A 16,061-nucleotide genomic window follows, 5' to 3' on the forward strand; every position below is an offset into this window, starting at 1 on the left:
CGGCTGGATGAGATCCAGACCGAGGCCCAGACGCAGAACCGCCCTGCTGGCGGTCGGAGCCCTCGCCTCCGGCCTCCTGCTGATCTCACCCCAGCCCGCGTCCGCCGCCAACCTCATCCAGAACCCCGGCTTCGAGACGGCCGGTACGGACGACATGCCGTACTGCTGGAAGAAGTCGGGCTGGGGCGACAACGACTTCACGTTCACCACGACCTCGGACGCCCACTCGGGCACCAAGGCCATGAAGGTCGAGCTGACCCGCCGGGCCGATGGCGACCGCAAGGCTCTGATCACCGAGTCGGCGGCCTGCGCGCCCCCGGTCACGGTGGGCAAGCAGTACGACCTGGCGCTCTGGTACAAGTCGACGACGCCGGACACGTCCATCACGCTCTTCCGGCACGACACCACGGCCGGATGGCAGTACTGGACCGACCTCAAGACGCTGGAGATGGCGGGAAGTTGGACCGAGGCCACGGTCCGTACTCCCGCTGTGCCGGCCGCCACGGACCGCCTCGCCTGGGGTGTCTCCGTCTACGGCACGGGCTCCGTCACCACGGACGACTACACGATGGACGTGGTCGCCGACCCCGTCCCCGAGCCGCAGTGCACGGGCACGCCGGACGAGTGCCTGAACGGCCGCTGGGACGTGCTGCCCACCCAGAACCCCGTCCGCTCCATGCACTCCGTCGTCCTCAACAACGGCAAGGTGCTGCTGATCGCCGGCTCCGGCAACAGCGAGGAGATGTTCGAGGCGGGCACCTTCACCTCGGCGGTGTACGACCCGGAGAACGGCACGTACAAGCAGATCCCGACCCCAGACGACATGTTCTGCGCGGGCCACGTCCAGCTCGACGACGGCCGGGTCCTGGTCATGAGCGGCAACAAGGGCTATCCGTCGGCCGACGGCACGATCGGCTACCAGGGCTACAAGGACTCGTACATCTTCGACCCGGTGACGGAGACGTACAGCAAGACCAACGACATGAACGACGGCCACTGGTACCCGTCGGCGACGATCCTCGGCAACGGTGACGTCATCTCGTTCGGCGGCCTGAAGGAGGATTCGACCGGTTCGGTGACCGCCGAGCTGTGGTCGGACGCCGAGCAGAAGTGGCTCGAACTCTGGAAGGTCAACCAGACCTGGTCGTACTGGGGCCTGTACCCGTCGATGATCCTCATGCAGGACGGCCGCCTCTTCTACTCGGGCAGCCATGTCTTCGGCAACAACATCCCGGGCACGGGCTCGGCGATCTACGACTACGACGCCAACACGGTCACGCAGGTCCCGGGCCTGCAGCGGAAGGACGAACGCGACCAGTCCGCGAGCGTGCTGCTGCCTCCCGCCCAGGACCAGAAGGTCCTGACGCTCGGCGGCGGCAACATCGAGTCCAACCCGGTCGCGAACCGCCTGACGGACATCATCGACCTCAAGGCCGCGAACCCGGCGTACGTCGCCGGCCCGCCGATCCCGCAGGGCACGGTGGACCTCGGCAACGGCAAGGTCGCCCAGACCGGCGACCAGGGCAAGATGTACGTCTCCGCGGTGCTGCTGCCCGACGGCAAGGTCCTGGAGACGGGCGGCGCCCTGCACAACCGTGCCGACCCGGTCTACGAGACCTCGATCTACGACCCGGCGACCAACACCTTCGACCCGGTGGCGACGGACCCGGAGGAGCGCGGCTACCACTCCTCGGCGTTCCTGCTCCCCGACGGCCGCGTCATGACCACGGGCGACAACCCGGGCAACGGCACCTGGAACCACGACGTGTCGATCTACACCCCGCCGTACCTGTTGAAGGGCGCCCGCCCGACCATCACCTCGGTGATCGACAAGGAGTGGGTGTACGGCGACACGCAACGCATCACGGTGGACCGCCCGATCGCGAAGGCGGAACTGATCCGCCCCGCCGCCGTGACCCACTCCTCGGACCCGAACCAGCGCTTCGTGGACCTCCCCCTGTCGGTCGACGGCAACAACGTGGACCTGAACGTGACGAGCAACCCGAACCTGGCACCGCCGGGCTGGTACATGCTCTTCGCGGTCGACGCCAACGGTGTCCCGTCGGTCGCGGAATGGGTCCACCTCCAGGGCCCGTCCGCCCTTGCCCAGGCCTCCGGCGAGGCCCCCTCGGCCCACGTCCACGACTTCGCGGACGCCCCGAAGGGCAAGGTCACGGGCCCGGGGAAGAAGACCAGGTCCAAGAAGGTCAGCCCGACGATCTCCGGCTGCGACCGCCACTACGGCACGGCGAACGTCTGCGTCCCGACGACGTTCCCGGCGGAGGTGAAGAACACGACGGCCGCCCGCTGCGCGTGGCTGGCCCGGAACGACTACGGCCGCCTGAAGGTGAACGGCAAGGACGACCCGCTGAAGCTGGACCGCAACGGGGATGGCCGGGCGTGCGGGAAGGGGGACGTCGTGAGGCGCCGCTGACGATGATCGGCGGAGTGGCTTGATCGGTCCCGTATCCGGAGGTGATCGCCGGATACGGGACCGTTCGCGGTTACAGCGGTTATACGGGACCGACGCGGCGAGCGACGCCGGGCGAGGCCTGAAGGGGGTGACGGCAGTCCGGCGCGGAGAGCGGTGGGGGATGACCGTCGAGGGCACGGCAGAGGGCGGCGTGCAGGTGCTCGGCTTCGGCGAGGGTGAGGGACAGGTCGGTGGGGTGTCGTCCGCCGGTCGCGTTCAGCTGAAGCGGGAGGATGACGCGACCGTCTTCAGTACGGTGCACAGGCCGCCCGGGTGCGCGCTCGATGCTCCACGTCACGCCGTACCCCCTCCCTTCCCGATACGGGCGAGGCGGTACGTTCCCCACAACTGCCGCCCGGCCTCGCAGCCGTCCTGGGCCGGGTCTGTACGGTGAGCGGTGTAACTCCCGAGCTGGAAGCGACAGTTGATGACTGACGTGACGAGTGACGCCGAGGCGCGGAAGGCCGTTGTGAGTGGGGCGGGCGCCGTGGATGACGGGCTGGTCGCACGGCAGATGTCCGGCGACGGTCAGCCGGTCGTCCGACGGCATGGGCTCGCTGCATCGAGCACCGGATCGAGCCGTCGTCTCAGGCCGGGCGTTGTCGGAGGGCCGGCGTCTGGCCGCACTTCTCGGGACAGTGCACTATGCGCAGGAGTATTGCCCGAGGAAGTAGTGAGGGGTGTTGTGCGCGCGCTCACCGTCATGCGGGAGTGGAGTCCGCGGCGCAAGGTGGCTTTGGCCGTTGCGTTGCAGGTGGTGTGGCTGGGCGTGATGCTGGTGGCCCTGCTGAGTTGGGATCTGCCGTTGACCGCGCCCGTCGCGATCGCGCTGTGGGTCGGACCGGCTGCGGGAGGAATCCTGGGTATCTGGATGGGTTCGAAATCGTCGCCCGAGTGACGGCAATCAGCGATGAACCGCTGACACTCGACCCGTGACGCGGTCCCGAGCCACTGATGTGGGTGGGTTTCAGGCCTTTCCGCCGAGTCGGCCGTGCTCCCTCGGCCGCTCGGTGGCGTAGGCCGCCGTGAGCGGTGCGGCCGGGCTGCTGCCGCGCAGCCGGGCCGGTGCGATGCGGTGGTGATCGGGCTGCTCGCGGCGGGCTTTCCGGTGGGCACCGTTCGAGCGGTGGTGCGCGTCGAGCGGCGGACCAGCGGCGGTGGAGCGCGGGGTACGCATCGGCCCTGGACGGTGTGAGGGGGCCGACCCCGTACGTCGACCTCGCCTTGCCCTCCGGTCCCGAATCAGCCCGTGCTCTTGCGCAAGGCGCTCAGCGCGTCCGCAACGCCTCCCGCACGATTGCCTCCAACTGTTCGTGGTGCGCGCCCTTCCAGTACGCGCGGCCGCATGAAGCGCACTGGGCGAAGACGTCGTACGAGCGTTGTGTGCCGCCCTCCAGACGGTCCGCTACCTGCTCCTTCGTCGCCGGTTCCAGGAGGCCGTTGCAGGCGGTGCAGCGGGTCCAGGGGTGGAGGGGCGGGGCGAACCGGGTCAGGATCTCGCGGAGTTGTTCGTCCGGCTGGGTGCTGTAGACGTACGCCCCGGCCCACAGCTCGCGGCGCCGCAGCAGGCCCCGGTCGCGGCTGAGCATCACCCGGCGGTCGGTGGCGGAGAGCGTGGCCAGGGCCGGGTCGCCGATGTCGGTCGACTCGTAGGCCGCGTCCACGCCCAGGAGGCGTAGACGGCGGGCCAGGGTGCCCAGGTGAACGTCGAGGAGGAAGCGGAGAGGGGCGCCCGGGACCTGCTGGGGGTGGTCGACGGGGCGTACGGTCACGGACTCGCCGTCCGCCGGGATGTGCCCCACTCGTACTTCGCGGCCGTCGACAACCAGCGCGCCCACCTCCGTCAGCGGGACGCCCAGGGACTCCACGACGTGGCCGAGCGTGGAGACGCCGTCGACGGCCAGCGGCGTCACGCCCGCGCGGCGGCCGTGCGGAACGAACAGGGCCAGTTCGGGGGCGACTTCGATGTGGATCTCGGCGTGGATCTCGGCGGGTTTCACCCGGTCAGGATCGCATGGGGGAGGGGGACCGGCTCAGGGGTTTTTCGCCGGCGGGCCAGGGTGGTCCGGGCCCGCACCGTCCCCCGCGTCGAGCCGGCCCGTGTCCAAGCCGTGCTGGATCGTGTTCAGGGCGCGGTCCACCAACTCGGCGAAGTCGTCGCGGTGGTCGTTCTCCGCCCAGTAGAGCGACGTCTCCAGCAGGGCGCCGATCAGGGACATCGCCCAGACCCTGACCTCCAGACTGTCGGGGTCATGGCCGGTGCGTTCGGCGATGGCCGTGCAGAGCATGCGGCCCGTCACCGACATGCTCTCCATCATGCGGGAGCGGACGGCCGGGACCTGGACCATCAAAGAGGTACGCAGCCGGGCGACCTCCATGTCCTCCTCGACGCCCGTGCGGACGGCCTCCCGCATCACGTACCGGATGGTGTCCGTCCAGGGTTCGTCCGCCGGGCGGGACCGCAGTTCCTCCATGAGGATCGGGTCGTACTCGTCGGTGAGGACGATGTCCTCCTTGGTCGGGAAGTAGCGGAAGACGGTCGACGGCGAGACCTCCGCCCGGTCGGCGATCTGCTCGATCGTCGTGGCGTCGTAGCCCTGCTCCCGGACCAGTGCGTACATCGCGGAGCGGATCGACTCGCGCGTCTTGATCTTCTTCCGCTCACGCAGCCCGAGTGGGGGCGATCGGCGGGGTGCGCGGGGGCGGGGAGTGCTGGGGCGTGCGGCCGTCATGCGGTCATTGTCGGGCATCGGCCTTGGACGTGGCCAGGTCAGGGCCGGTGTCCCGCGCGTTCCCGGCGCCCCGCCCCGTCGGCGCGCTCGGCAGGAAGGCCGCCGCCAGCAGCGTCGCGACCAGTGCCGCGCCACCGCACACCAGCAGGACCACGCCCATGCCATGGACGTACGAACTGTTCGCGGACGTCAGGAGATCGGCCGCGCCCGCGCGTTCGGCGACCAGGTGGGCCGCGACCAACGAGTCCCCGGCGGTGTCGGCCGCCGACCCGGGCAGGCCGGTGACGTCGAGGCGGTCCCGGTAGACGCCCGCGAGTAGACTGCCGAGCAGCGCGATGCCGATCGCGCCGCCCACCTGGCGCAGCGTCATCAGCAGCCCGGAACCGCTGCCGGCCCGGTCCGTGGGCAGGGTGCCCAGCGCCCCGGACATCGCGGGCACCATCGCCACCCCGAACCCGGCACCGGCCAGCGACAGCCACAGCGCCGTGAAGCCGTAACCGGAGTCGACCGCCGTACGGCTGCCGAGGAACGCGGCGAACGACAGCACCGCCAGCCCCGCGCTCACCACGGCCCGGGACCCGAAGCGTTCGACGACCGGCTGCGCCGCCCGCGCGCCGACCAGCAGACCGCCCATCAGCGGCAGCAGCCGTACCCCGGTGCCCAGGGCGTCGTGGCCGAGGACGGCCTGGAGGTACGGCGGCAGGACGAACAGCAGGCCGGACAGGACGAACATGACGAGGGTCGCGGCGAGCGTGTTGAAGAGGAAGCCGCGGTGCGCCAGCAGCCCCATGTCGAGCAGGGGGCGCGCGGAACGCCGTTCGCGGAGCACCAGCGCGGCGATCAGTACGACGGCCGCCGCGAACATGCCCAGGACGAGCGGGTCGCCCCAGCCCCGGGTCGGCGCCTCGATGATCGCGTAGATGAGGGAGCCGAGGCCGGTCGCGGTGAGCGCGGTGGAGACGGCGTCGACCCTGGGGGAGGCGGGGTCCCGGGTCTCCGGCAGGAGGAAGACGCAGGCGGCGATGCCGAGGGCGGCCATGGGGAGGTTGATGAGGAACACCGAGCCCCACCAGAAGTGGTCGAGGAGCCAGCCGCCGATGATCGGGCCGAGCGGCAGCCCCAGCACGGAGCCCGCCGAGACGATGCCGACCGCCTTGGTGCGCTCGTCGGGCGTGAAGAGCGAGGGCAGTACCGAGAGGGCGAGCGGGGTGATCAGTGCCGCGCCGATCCCCATGACGGTGCGGGCGGCGACGACCGCGTCCACGTCCTGGGCCAGCGCGCCGACCAGCGATCCCGCGAGGAAGATCCCGAGCCCGACGATCAGCATCCGCCGCCTGCCGAAGCGGTCGCCGAGCAGACCCGCCGGGAGCATCAGGGCCGCGAACACGACGATGTACGCGTCCGCCATCCACTGTTGCTGCCCGGTGGTCGCGCCCAGTTCCCCGGCCATGGTCGGCAGCGCCACGTTCAGGATCGTCATGTCGAAGCCGAGCGTCAGCATGCTCGCGACGAGGGCGCCGAGGGCCCACCAGCGGCGGGGGTCGGGCCGGGCCCCCGAGGGTGCAGCGACAGGTTCAGTGACAGTCTCCATGAGTTGAGAGTAACTCTCAAAAGATGGTTGATGTCAATTGATTGGCGGCCCGGTTCCGTGTGCGGACACACGAAAGTGGCCGCGGCTTGGTAGCCACGGCCACTGAAGAGGGCTGCGTCCGGTCGTCCCGGAGGGTTACCCGTGCTGGTACGCCACCAGGGAGATCCCCACGTAGTGCGTGATGAACGCCGCCAGCGTCAAGGAGTGGAAGACCTCGTGGAAGCCGAACCAGCGCGGTGACGGGTCCGGGCGCTTGAGGCCGTAGATGACGCCACCGATGCTGTAGAGAACACCGCCGACGATCACCAGGACGAGGACGGCGATGCCGCCGGTGCGCATGAAGTCGGGCAGGAAGAAGACGGCCGCCCAGCCCATCGCGATGTAGCACGGGGTGTAGAGCCAGCGCGGGGCGCCCACCCAGAAGACCCGGAAGATGATGCCGGCGAGCGCCGCCGCCCAGATGCCCCACAGCAGCCACTGCCCCTTGGCGCCGGGCAGGAGCAGCATCGTCAGTGGGGTGTAGGTGCCCGCGATGATCAGGAAGATATTGGCGTGATCCAGCCTGCGCAGGATGCCGTCCATGCGCGGGCTCCAGTTGCCCCGGTGGTACAGCGCGCTCACGCCGAACAGCAGGCACGCTGTGAAGGTGAAGATCCCGCAGGCGATGCGTCCGCGTGTGGAACCCGCGAGCGCGGTGAGCACCAGGCCGGCGACGAGCGCGGCCGGGAACATGCCGAGATGGAGCCAGCCCCGGAGTCTGGGCTTGATCTCATCGCTGATCTGTTGGATCTCGTCGGTGATCGTGTGGGCGATCTGCTGCGGCAGGGATCGCGCGTCGGGATCGCGGCTGTCGGCCGGCGTCTCCGGGTGCGCATCGGGGACGGACGCTGTCATGTTCTGCATCGTACCTACGGAGCCGTAACTTACGGGAGTGTGCGGGCTGTTCGTGCCTCCACAAGTGGTCATCGTCTCACGTGGAGGGCTCGCGGGGGACATTCGGCCGCACGAGCGGACACGCCTGGTGAAGCGGTGGTGACGCAGGGAAACCTCCTGGGTGAAATCGGGCGAGTGGTGATGGTCACGATGCTCATGTGTACGTCCCTCTGGACAGATGGGCGCTCCCGTCGGATGATCAAATGAGTGTGGTCGGCACCGGATGAGCGCCCAAAGATCCAACCGTGAAGCATCCGGGTCGCAGCCCCCACGGGGCCTCCAACAAAAAATCCCTCATTTAGGAGCAATCGTGGCGCGCGACATCGCGGCTCCCCCTTCAACCGTCCCGACCACCCACCGAGAACTCGTCGAGTGGGTGAACGAGATCGCCGAACTGACCGAGCCGGACAACGTGGTCTGGTGCGACGGATCCGAGGCCGAGTACGAGCGCCTGTGCGGGGAGCTCGTCGAGAAGGGCACCTTCCGGAAACTCGACCCGATCAAGCGCCCGAACTCCTACTACGCCGCGTCCGACCCGACCGATGTCGCCCGGGTCGAGGACCGCACGTTCATCTGCTCGGAGAAGGAGGAGGACGCGGGTCCGACCAACCACTGGAAGGCCCCCGCCGAGATGCGGGAGATCTTCCAGGGCGAGAAGGGCCTGTTCCGGGGCTCGATGCGCGGCCGGACCATGTACGTCGTCCCGTTCTGCATGGGCCCCCTCGGCTCGCCGCTCTCCGCCATCGGCGTCGAGATCACCGACTCCGCGTACGTCGCCGTCTCCATGCGCACGATGACCCGTATGGGACAGCCCGTGCTGGACGAGCTCGGCTCCGAGGGCTTCTTCGTGAAGGCCGTGCACACCCTCGGTGCGCCGCTCGCGGAGGGCGAGGCGGACGTCCCGTGGCCGTGCAACTCCACCAAGTACATCTCCCACTTCCCCGAGAGCCGTGAGATCTGGTCGTACGGCTCCGGGTACGGCGGCAACGCGCTGCTCGGCAAGAAGTGCTACGCCCTGCGCATCGCCTCGGTGATGGCACGCGACGAGGGCTGGCTCGCCGAGCACATGCTGATCCTCAAGCTGACCCCGCCGCAGGGTGAGTCCAAGTACGTGGCGGCGGCCTTCCCGTCGGCCTGCGGCAAGACGAACCTCGCGATGCTGGAGCCGACGATCTCCGGCTGGACCGTCGAGACGATCGGCGACGACATCGCGTGGATGCGCTTCGGCGAGGACGGGCAGCTCTACGCCATCAACCCCGAGGCCGGGTTCTTCGGTGTCGCGCCCGGAACCGGTGAGCACACCAACGCCAACGCGATGAAGACCCTCTGGGGCAACTCGGTCTTCACCAACGTGGCGCTCACGGACGACGGCGACGTGTGGTGGGAGGGGATGACGGAGGAGACTCCCGCGCACCTGACCGACTGGAAGGGCAACGACTGGACGCCGGACAGCGAGACGCCGGCCGCCCACCCGAACGCCCGCTTCACGGTGCCGGCCGCGCAGTGCCCGATCATCGCGCCGGAGTGGGAGAACCCCAAGGGCGTGCCGATCTCGGCGATCCTGTTCGGCGGCCGCCGGGCCACGGCCGTGCCGCTGGTGACCGAGTCCTTCGACTGGAACCACGGGGTGTTCCTCGGCGCGAACGTGGCGTCCGAGAAGACCGCGGCGGCCGAGGGCAAGGTCGGCGAACTGCGCCGCGACCCCTTCGCGATGCTGCCCTTCTGCGGCTACAACATGGGCGACTACATGGGCCACTGGGTCGATGTCGCCAAGGACAAGGACCAGTCCAAGCTGCCGAAGATCTACTACGTCAACTGGTTCCGCAAGAACGACGCGGGCAAGTTCGTGTGGCCCGGCTTCGGTGAGAACAGCCGGGTCCTGAAGTGGATCGTGGACCGGCTGGACGGCAAGGCGGAGGGGGTGGAGACACCGATCGGCATCCTGCCGGCACCGGGTGCGCTCGACACGGAGGGGCTGGACCTCTCCTCGTCCGACCTGGACTTCCTGCTGACCGTCGACAAGGAGGTGTGGCGGGAGGAGGCCGCGCTCGTGCCCGAGCACCTCAACACCTTCGGTGAGCACACGCCGAAGGAGCTGTGGGACGAGTACCGGGCGCTGGTGAGCCGTCTGGGCTGACGCCCCCTTTTCTCCGCGACCGGCCGGATATGGGTTGCCCTGACCAGCGACGTCTCCTCGGCCGGTCGCGGATTCTTTGTGCGCGGGAGTTCGGGTTTCGTTGGCGGGCGCGGCTCCGGTGGGGGCTGGTCGCGCAGTTCCCCGCGCCCCTAAAAGCTCCGGGCCCTGCGGGCCTGGAAAAGCTGGGGCGCAGCCCCGCTTTTCCAGGGGCGCGGGGAACTGCGCGCTCAGCCCCCACCGGGCGGACGTGTGGGGGTCCAAGGGGCGCAGCCCCTTAGGGATAGGACGGGTAGGGGCGGAGGGGGCGAAAAGGGCTGCCGCGCACCGGATTTCGCGGGACACTCGGGACATCCGCACCGAACCCCGAAATGAGGTGACCGGGGTGCGCACACCCGTAAGTGACCCCATGAAGATCGGCCCGTACAAGATAGTCGGCCGCCTCGGCTCCGGCGGCATGGGCTGGGTCTACCTGGGCCGCTCACCCGCCGGCCGCGAGGTCGCCGTCAAGGTCGCCCGCCCCGAACTCGCCGCCGAACCCGAGTTCCGTGAACGCTTCGCCCGCGAGGTCGCCGCCGCTCGCGTGGTCAGCGGCGCCTACACCGCCGCCGTCGTCGACGCCGACCCCACCGCCGAACTCCCCTGGCTGGCCACGCTGTACGTCCCCGGTCCCTCCCTCGCGGAAGCGGTCCGTGCCGACGGCCCCCTCCCCGAGGCCCAGGTCCGCCCCCTCGGCGCCGGTCTCGTCGAGGCGTTGCAGGCCATCCACGCCGCCCATGTGATCCACCGCGACCTCAAGCCGGCGAACGTCCTGCTCGCCCAGGACGGCCCCCGCGTCATCGACTTCGGCATCTCCCGTGTGGACGGGGCCCCCGGCCTCACCCGTGTCGGCGTCGTCGTCGGCACCCCGCCGTTCATGTCGCCCGAGCAGATCCGCGGCGACCGCGTCGGCCCGCCGAGCGACGTGTTCTCCCTGGGCGGCGTCCTGGTCTACGCGCTCACCGGCCGACCGCCGCACGGCGGCGGAGAGGCGGTGCGCGTGGAGGTCGTACGAGGGGAGCCACGGCTCGACGGCGTACCGCCCGCGCTGCGGCCGCTCATCGCCCGCTGTCTGGCCAAGCGGCCCGAGGAGCGGCCCCGACTCGCCGAGATCCTGGCCGAGTTGGTGGAGGAGGAGACCCGCGTCGAGGCATGGCCGCCGCCGCAGGTGGCCCGGACCATCGAGGTGCGGTACGAGGAGCTGAGAGAGCGTCATCTGCGCCGTACGACGAGCGAGTCCGTCCCCTCCTGTCTGATGCTGCACGCGCAGGCGCTGCTCGACGCCGGGCTGACCGATGCCATGGTCGCGGGGGCGGTGGTCCGTGACGGTTCCTGACTCCTACCCGGGCCGCGAGTCCCACCCGGGGCGTGACTCCTTCTCCGGCCGTGACTCCTTCCCGGGCCGCGACGGCCGTGACTCGTACCCGGGGCGCAACGCCGAGATATACGACCTCGGTACGCACTGGCGGCAGTTGGTGCAGAACTGGGTGGCGCGGCGGAATTACCTCACGGTCCATGACGCCGTCTCCGTCTCCCTGCAATTCGATCTCCATGAGGCGGGGCGGACGGTCACGCTGCGATTCATGACCACCAAGAGGCTTCTCGTGGCCTTCGCGACGGACGGGAATTTCCTTCGACAGGACCAACTCGCCATTGCCGCGGCCGCGTCGAACGCGTGGAATACCGAACAGCTGAACCCCATGCTTTCCGTGTGGGACGTCCGTGGACCCCGCCCCTGTCTCGCCGGAGTCTGCGATCTGCCGTTGACATGCCGGATCACCCCGGCGGATTTTGACGCTCTGGCCAATGACTGGGTGGAGCGGGCGCGGCAGATGTTCAGTCGTTGCCACCAGGTGTTCAAGTTGTAGAAGTGAAAAGCATACTGATCGAACGTCGGCGTAACTCGCCGTAATTCCATCGGCGGAAATCGCCAAACCCTTCCGGCCACCCGGCTGCCTGCTCCACTATTGGATGGGCTTTTTCAGGGCCGCGGGGGCGTGCCTTTCAGGCCACGGGGGGTTGGGGCGATGGGTGCGATCGGGCGTTTGTCGTTTCTCGGTGTGCTGGTGGGGCTGTTGGTCGCGTGGGTGCCAGGGGGCTCCGCCTCGGCCGCGAGATCGTGTCCGGCCGAAGGGTTCAAACAACGGCTGGTGTGCTGGATCGACCGCGCGGACGAGGGACCCGTGCTGATCACCCTTGAGGGGCCCTTGGAATACCAAGCCATGGGCGATGAGCAGCGCGAAGTGTCCCGACTGCTGAATGCCAAAGCCCACCCCTTGGTGGTGCGGGTACCGGAGGGTGTGCATACGGGGCAGGGTGGTACGGCGTTGCTCCTCTTTGCCAAGGGCCTGCTCATTCACCCTGGCGCCAAGATCGACCGGCTGGAGAAGTCGACGCTGGAGGATCTGAAGGCGAGCGGCTTCTGCGCAGGCACGGACAAGCTCTGCGGCAAGGTCGGCCCCGGCGAGGGGCCGGACCCGCTCAAGGGATCGGACCTGGCCGACCACGCCGCCGATCCCGATGCCAACAGCTTCACCATCCATGACACCGACAACAACCCGAGCCCCAACACCTCGCCCTCGTCGGGCGGTCCCAGCCCAGGTGGCGCGGACGGCGAGACGGACGACCCGGCCGGCACCACCGACCCCGAAGCCTCCGAAGCCGGCTACAGCAACGCCACCTGGACCGCGTTCTGGATGGCGCTCCTGCTCGCCCTCCTGCTCCTCGCCTTCGTGATCGTGATCCGGCGGTCCAGGGGCCCCGTCGCCGTGGGGCACCGCGCGCCGTCTCCAGGGCGGGCCGGACCCGGGCGCGCGGTCGGCGCGCTCTCGCGGGTCGGCCCCGCCCGGACCGCGCCGGCGCACGCGGCGCGCGGCGGGCGTGCCCGCGAGCGGCAGTGGCGGCGCGGGGGTGTGGGTGGCAACGGGGTGGCGACGACGCTGAGTGCGGGGACGAGCCCACCGCCCGGCTGCGGGTCGCGCCCGCGCCCCAGCACGGGCGGCAGGTCGGCCCCCGTCCGGCGCACGCCCGGACCGCGGTCGTACGCACCGAACTCCACCCGCAGGGCTATGTCGAGGTCGACCGGGTACTCCGCCGGGCCGTGTGGGCCGAGCCGGGGCGCCCGTCACCCGCGCCCGGCAGTCTCGTCGACGTCACCGACGCCCGGGAGCGGGACTCCGACGTCCTGTACGCCTTCCCGCCGACCGCCGCCCGCCACGCGAAGGGCACCACCCCGCCCAGGTGACCCCGACGGCACCAGGCCCACCAGCCGCACCGGAACCACCCAGCACCACCAGAAGCACAGGGGGATGAACCATGCACAGCGAATACCCGCCCACCCTGCCGGCCGAATACGCCGACATCGAGTTCGAGAACAACGCCCAGCGCATGCCGCTCGTGCTCTGTCTCGACACGTCCAGCTCCATGGCGGGCCAGCCGATCCAGACGCTCAACAACGCGCTCGCGGAGTGGACCAGGGAACTCCACGACGACGTCAGCCTCAGCTACAGCGTGGAGGTCGCCGTCGTCACCTTCGGCGGACAGGGCGTCGGCGCCTGGCGCGGACCCCAGTTGCTCGACCCGCGTACCCGGACGAGCCCCTTCATACCCGCGCACGCCTTCCAGGCACCGCAGCTCACGGCCGCCGGGGTCACCCTGATGACCGAGGCGCTGGAGCTGGCGATGCACATCGTCGCCGCCCGCAAGAGCGAGCTGCGAGCATCCGGACTGCAGTACTACCGGCCGCAGATCTGCCTCGTCACCGACGGTCTGCCCACCGACCCGACCGGCCATCTCACCGAATCCTGGCACCGCCTGGTGCCCGTCCTCGCCGAGGAGCAGCGCGCCCGCCGGTTCCGGCTGTACGCGATCGGCGTCGGCGGGATCACGGACATGGGGGAGTCGGTGCTCCGGGCGTTCGCACCCAAGTTCAACGCCCGGCTGCAGGGATTCCCCTTCCGCGAGCTGCTCCAGATGATGTCCGCCAGTGCCAACGCCGAGCAGAAGGGGGCGGGGGACGAGGTGTTCGAGAAGATCTTCAGCCAGTTCAAGACACAGCGCCCCGCCTGGGAGGCGTGAGATGAACGCCGCCCCGCCCTGGCGGATCCACGGCCTGAGCGTCGAGGGCTACCGGCACCGGCGCCAGGGCCTGCCCTGCCAGGACGCGTGCGCCGCCGCGGCCACACCCTCCGTCGCCGTGCTCGCCGTCGCCGACGGGGCCGGCAGCCGGCCCCGGTCGGAGGAGGGCGCGCGCCTCGCGGTGGGGCTCGCCACGGACCACTTCGTACGGCGGGCCGAGGCGGCCGCGGGGGGCCGGCCGGGGGACGCCGTGCACGAACTGCTGAGGGACGCGTTGCGCGACGTCAGCGAGGACTTCCTCGAACGGACCGGCGCCGACGCGCCCGACTTCGCGACCACGCTCACGGTGGTGGTGCTCACGCCCGGCTGGCTCGGTCACCTCTCCGTGGGCGACGGGTTCGTCGTCGTACGGGCCGGGACGGAGGACGGGGAACGGCAGTTCCATCTGCTGCCGCAGGCCGCGGCGGCCAGCGAGTACAGCAACGAGACGGTGTTCCTGACCTCGCCCGACAGGGACCGCTGGACCCACACCGAGTGCGTCCTGGACGACGGCGTCGACGGGGTGCTGCTCTCCACGGACGGGCTCGCGCAGGCCATGCTCAACCGGTCGGCCGACGGCGCGCAGTCACCGAACACCTCGTTCGCCGACGCCGTCTTCCGCTCCCTCGACCAGGCCGGCGAGGACGACCGCGACCACAATCTGGCCGCCCTCCTGCGCTCCGACCGCCTCACCGCCCTCAACGCCGACGACAAGACCCTGCTGCGCGCGGTCCGCACCCACCGGCGCTGAGCGCGCCCCATGCGCTCCATGCGCCGCCATGTGCGCCATACGCCCCAGGCTCATCAGCGGTGACGACCGGCTCGACGAACACTCGGAGGTACGGCCATGAGCGGCCGCACGGTCTTTCTCGACGGTAGGCGGGTCACTCTGGCCGAGTTGCCGTTGAAGGGGGGTGGGCAGGCGGCCGTGTTCCCGGTGGAGGGACACGGGGATCGTCGTCAAGATCTACCGGGACACCCCGGGGCCGGACCAGGAACGGCGGCTGACCCGGATGCTGACCATGTCACCGCTGGCCGCCCGCCCGACGGACGCCAGCCAGCCGCCGGAGCTGGCCTGGCCCACCGCGATCGCCCGGGGGGCGAACGGCGAGTTCCTCGGCTACGCGATGCGCCGCTTCGGCGAACCCCAGCACGTGCAGCTGGTCGGCCTGTTCACCCGTGTCCAGCGCCTCAAGCTCTTCCCGGACCGGGCCGACTGGCGCTTCCTGCTCGGCGTCGCCTGGAACCTCGCCTTCATGACGGCCCGCATGCACTACGACAACCTCGTCATCGGCGACTTCTCCAGCAGCAACGTCGTCGTCGACGCCAACGGGTTCGTCACCTTCCTCGACTGCGACTCCATCGCCTTCACCGACCCGGTCACCGGCGAGCTCTTCCCGTGCCTGATGCACACCACCGACTACTCGTCCCCCGAGCGGCAGGCGGGCGGCCCCGCGACCCGGCAGAGCGACGACTTCGCCCTCGCCGTCCTCGTCTACCAGCTGCTCACCGCCGGCAACCATCCCTTCGGCGGGGTGCCGCACGAGAGCGCCTCCGAGTCGACGGTCAAGGACAACATCGCCGCGAGCTGCAGTTACGTCGTCCGGCCCGAGCGGGTCACCATTCCGCGCGGCACGATCGACCCGTCCGTGCTGCCGACCGAACTCCTCGTGCTCGCCAAGGCCGCGTTCGGGCCGGGCGTCCAGGACCCCGACGCGCGGCCGCAGGCCGAGGCGTGGCTGCGGGCCCTGGACAAGGAGCGCGGGCAGGTGCGGGCCTGCACGGTGCGGCCCCTGCACACGTACGGCTCGCATCTGCCGACGTGTCCCTGGTGCACGCGGGCCGCGGTCACCGGGCACGACGTCTTCAACGGGCCGCGGCCTGCGTCGGTACCGGTCCCTCCGGGGGTTCCGCCGGATCAGCCGGCGTCTCCGTACGCGGGGTTGAAGGTGTTGGCGGTGGTGCTCGGCGTCGTGCTGCTCATCATGATCCTGGCGAACTTCGGCTGAACGGACTTCGGGCCCCCTTCCTCAGGCCGAGCCG

Annotated in this window: 15 protein-coding genes; 9 read left to right on the plus strand and 6 right to left on the minus strand. The window is 70.1% G+C overall.

Features of this window, described 5'->3' with window-relative positions; translation table 11 throughout:
* Positions 1 to 7 precede the first annotated feature (7 nt).
* A complete protein-coding gene (locus tag E4N62_RS31370) occupies positions 8 to 2,434 on the plus strand; it encodes a galactose oxidase-like domain-containing protein (RefSeq protein ID WP_230220298.1) in 2,427 nt (808 codons plus the stop codon).
* Positions 2,435 to 2,513: 79 nt separating this feature from the next.
* On the opposite strand, the gene E4N62_RS31375 is transcribed toward E4N62_RS31370, so the two are convergent.
* Entirely contained in the window at positions 2,514 to 2,771 is a 258-nt protein-coding gene (locus tag E4N62_RS31375; RefSeq protein WP_230219794.1) for a hypothetical protein, read from the minus strand.
* Positions 2,772 to 3,158: 387 nt separating this feature from the next.
* Here E4N62_RS31375 and E4N62_RS31380 point away from each other — a divergent pair, with 387 nt between their 5' ends.
* Positions 3,159 to 3,371: a hypothetical protein gene (locus tag E4N62_RS31380; protein WP_230219796.1), complete on the plus strand. Its 213-nt coding sequence runs from the start codon at positions 3,159 to 3,161 to the stop codon at positions 3,369 to 3,371.
* A gap of 69 nt (positions 3,372 to 3,440) precedes the next feature.
* Here E4N62_RS31380 and E4N62_RS31385 read toward each other — a convergent pair whose 3' ends face one another.
* The 5 genes from E4N62_RS31385 to E4N62_RS31405 all read right to left on the minus strand — a co-directional run bounded on the left by E4N62_RS31385 (position 3,441) and on the right by E4N62_RS31405 (position 7,690).
* On the minus strand, positions 3,441 to 3,650 hold the full coding sequence (locus E4N62_RS31385; RefSeq protein ID WP_230219798.1) for a hypothetical protein: 210 nt from the start codon (positions 3,648 to 3,650) through the stop codon (positions 3,441 to 3,443).
* A 91-nt stretch (positions 3,651 to 3,741) separates the two neighbouring features.
* A complete protein-coding gene (locus tag E4N62_RS31390; protein ID WP_230219800.1) occupies positions 3,742 to 4,473 on the minus strand; it encodes a Mut7-C ubiquitin/RNAse domain-containing protein in 732 nt (243 codons plus the stop codon).
* Between the two features lie 33 nt (positions 4,474 to 4,506).
* Positions 4,507 to 5,205, minus strand: a complete 699-nt coding sequence (locus tag E4N62_RS31395; RefSeq protein WP_230219801.1) for a TetR/AcrR family transcriptional regulator — start codon at positions 5,203 to 5,205, stop codon at positions 4,507 to 4,509.
* A gap of 4 nt (positions 5,206 to 5,209) precedes the next feature.
* On the minus strand, positions 5,210 to 6,796 hold the full coding sequence (locus tag E4N62_RS31400) for an MFS transporter (protein WP_230219802.1): 1,587 nt from the start codon (positions 6,794 to 6,796) through the stop codon (positions 5,210 to 5,212).
* Positions 6,797 to 6,931: 135 nt separating this feature from the next.
* Positions 6,932 to 7,690: a hemolysin III family protein gene (locus E4N62_RS31405; RefSeq protein WP_230219803.1), complete on the minus strand. Its 759-nt coding sequence runs from the start codon at positions 7,688 to 7,690 to the stop codon at positions 6,932 to 6,934.
* A 349-nt stretch (positions 7,691 to 8,039) separates the two neighbouring features.
* On the opposite strand from E4N62_RS31405, the gene E4N62_RS31410 reads away from it, so the two are divergent.
* From E4N62_RS31410 to E4N62_RS31440, 7 genes are all read left to right on the plus strand, one after another.
* Complete coding sequence (locus E4N62_RS31410; RefSeq protein ID WP_230219804.1) at positions 8,040 to 9,866, plus strand: phosphoenolpyruvate carboxykinase (GTP); 1,827 nt, start codon at positions 8,040 to 8,042, stop codon at positions 9,864 to 9,866.
* Between the two features lie 382 nt (positions 9,867 to 10,248).
* Positions 10,249 to 11,238, plus strand: a complete 990-nt coding sequence (locus tag E4N62_RS31415; RefSeq protein ID WP_230219805.1) for a serine/threonine-protein kinase — start codon at positions 10,249 to 10,251, stop codon at positions 11,236 to 11,238.
* A 247-nt stretch (positions 11,239 to 11,485) separates the two neighbouring features.
* A complete protein-coding gene (locus tag E4N62_RS31420) occupies positions 11,486 to 11,770 on the plus strand; it encodes a hypothetical protein (RefSeq protein WP_230219806.1) in 285 nt (94 codons plus the stop codon).
* Between the two features lie 1,028 nt (positions 11,771 to 12,798).
* Entirely contained in the window at positions 12,799 to 13,146 is a 348-nt protein-coding gene (locus tag E4N62_RS31425; protein WP_230219808.1) for a hypothetical protein, read from the plus strand.
* 71 nt (positions 13,147 to 13,217) lie between these two features.
* Complete coding sequence (locus E4N62_RS31430; protein WP_033531750.1) at positions 13,218 to 13,979, plus strand: VWA domain-containing protein; 762 nt, start codon at positions 13,218 to 13,220, stop codon at positions 13,977 to 13,979.
* A 1-nt stretch (position 13,980) separates the two neighbouring features.
* The gene (locus tag E4N62_RS31435; protein WP_230219810.1) at positions 13,981 to 14,769 is read left to right on the plus strand and encodes a PP2C family serine/threonine-protein phosphatase; all 789 of its coding nucleotides are present in this window, start codon (positions 13,981 to 13,983) and stop codon (positions 14,767 to 14,769) included.
* Between the two features lie 163 nt (positions 14,770 to 14,932).
* Positions 14,933 to 16,027: a hypothetical protein gene (locus E4N62_RS31440; protein ID WP_230219812.1), complete on the plus strand. Its 1,095-nt coding sequence runs from the start codon at positions 14,933 to 14,935 to the stop codon at positions 16,025 to 16,027.
* Positions 16,028 to 16,061 lie beyond the last annotated feature (34 nt).

The sequence above is a fragment of the Streptomyces sp. MNU76 genome (assembly GCF_020982545.1).
Taxonomy (GTDB): Bacteria; Actinomycetota; Actinomycetes; order Streptomycetales; family Streptomycetaceae; genus Streptomyces.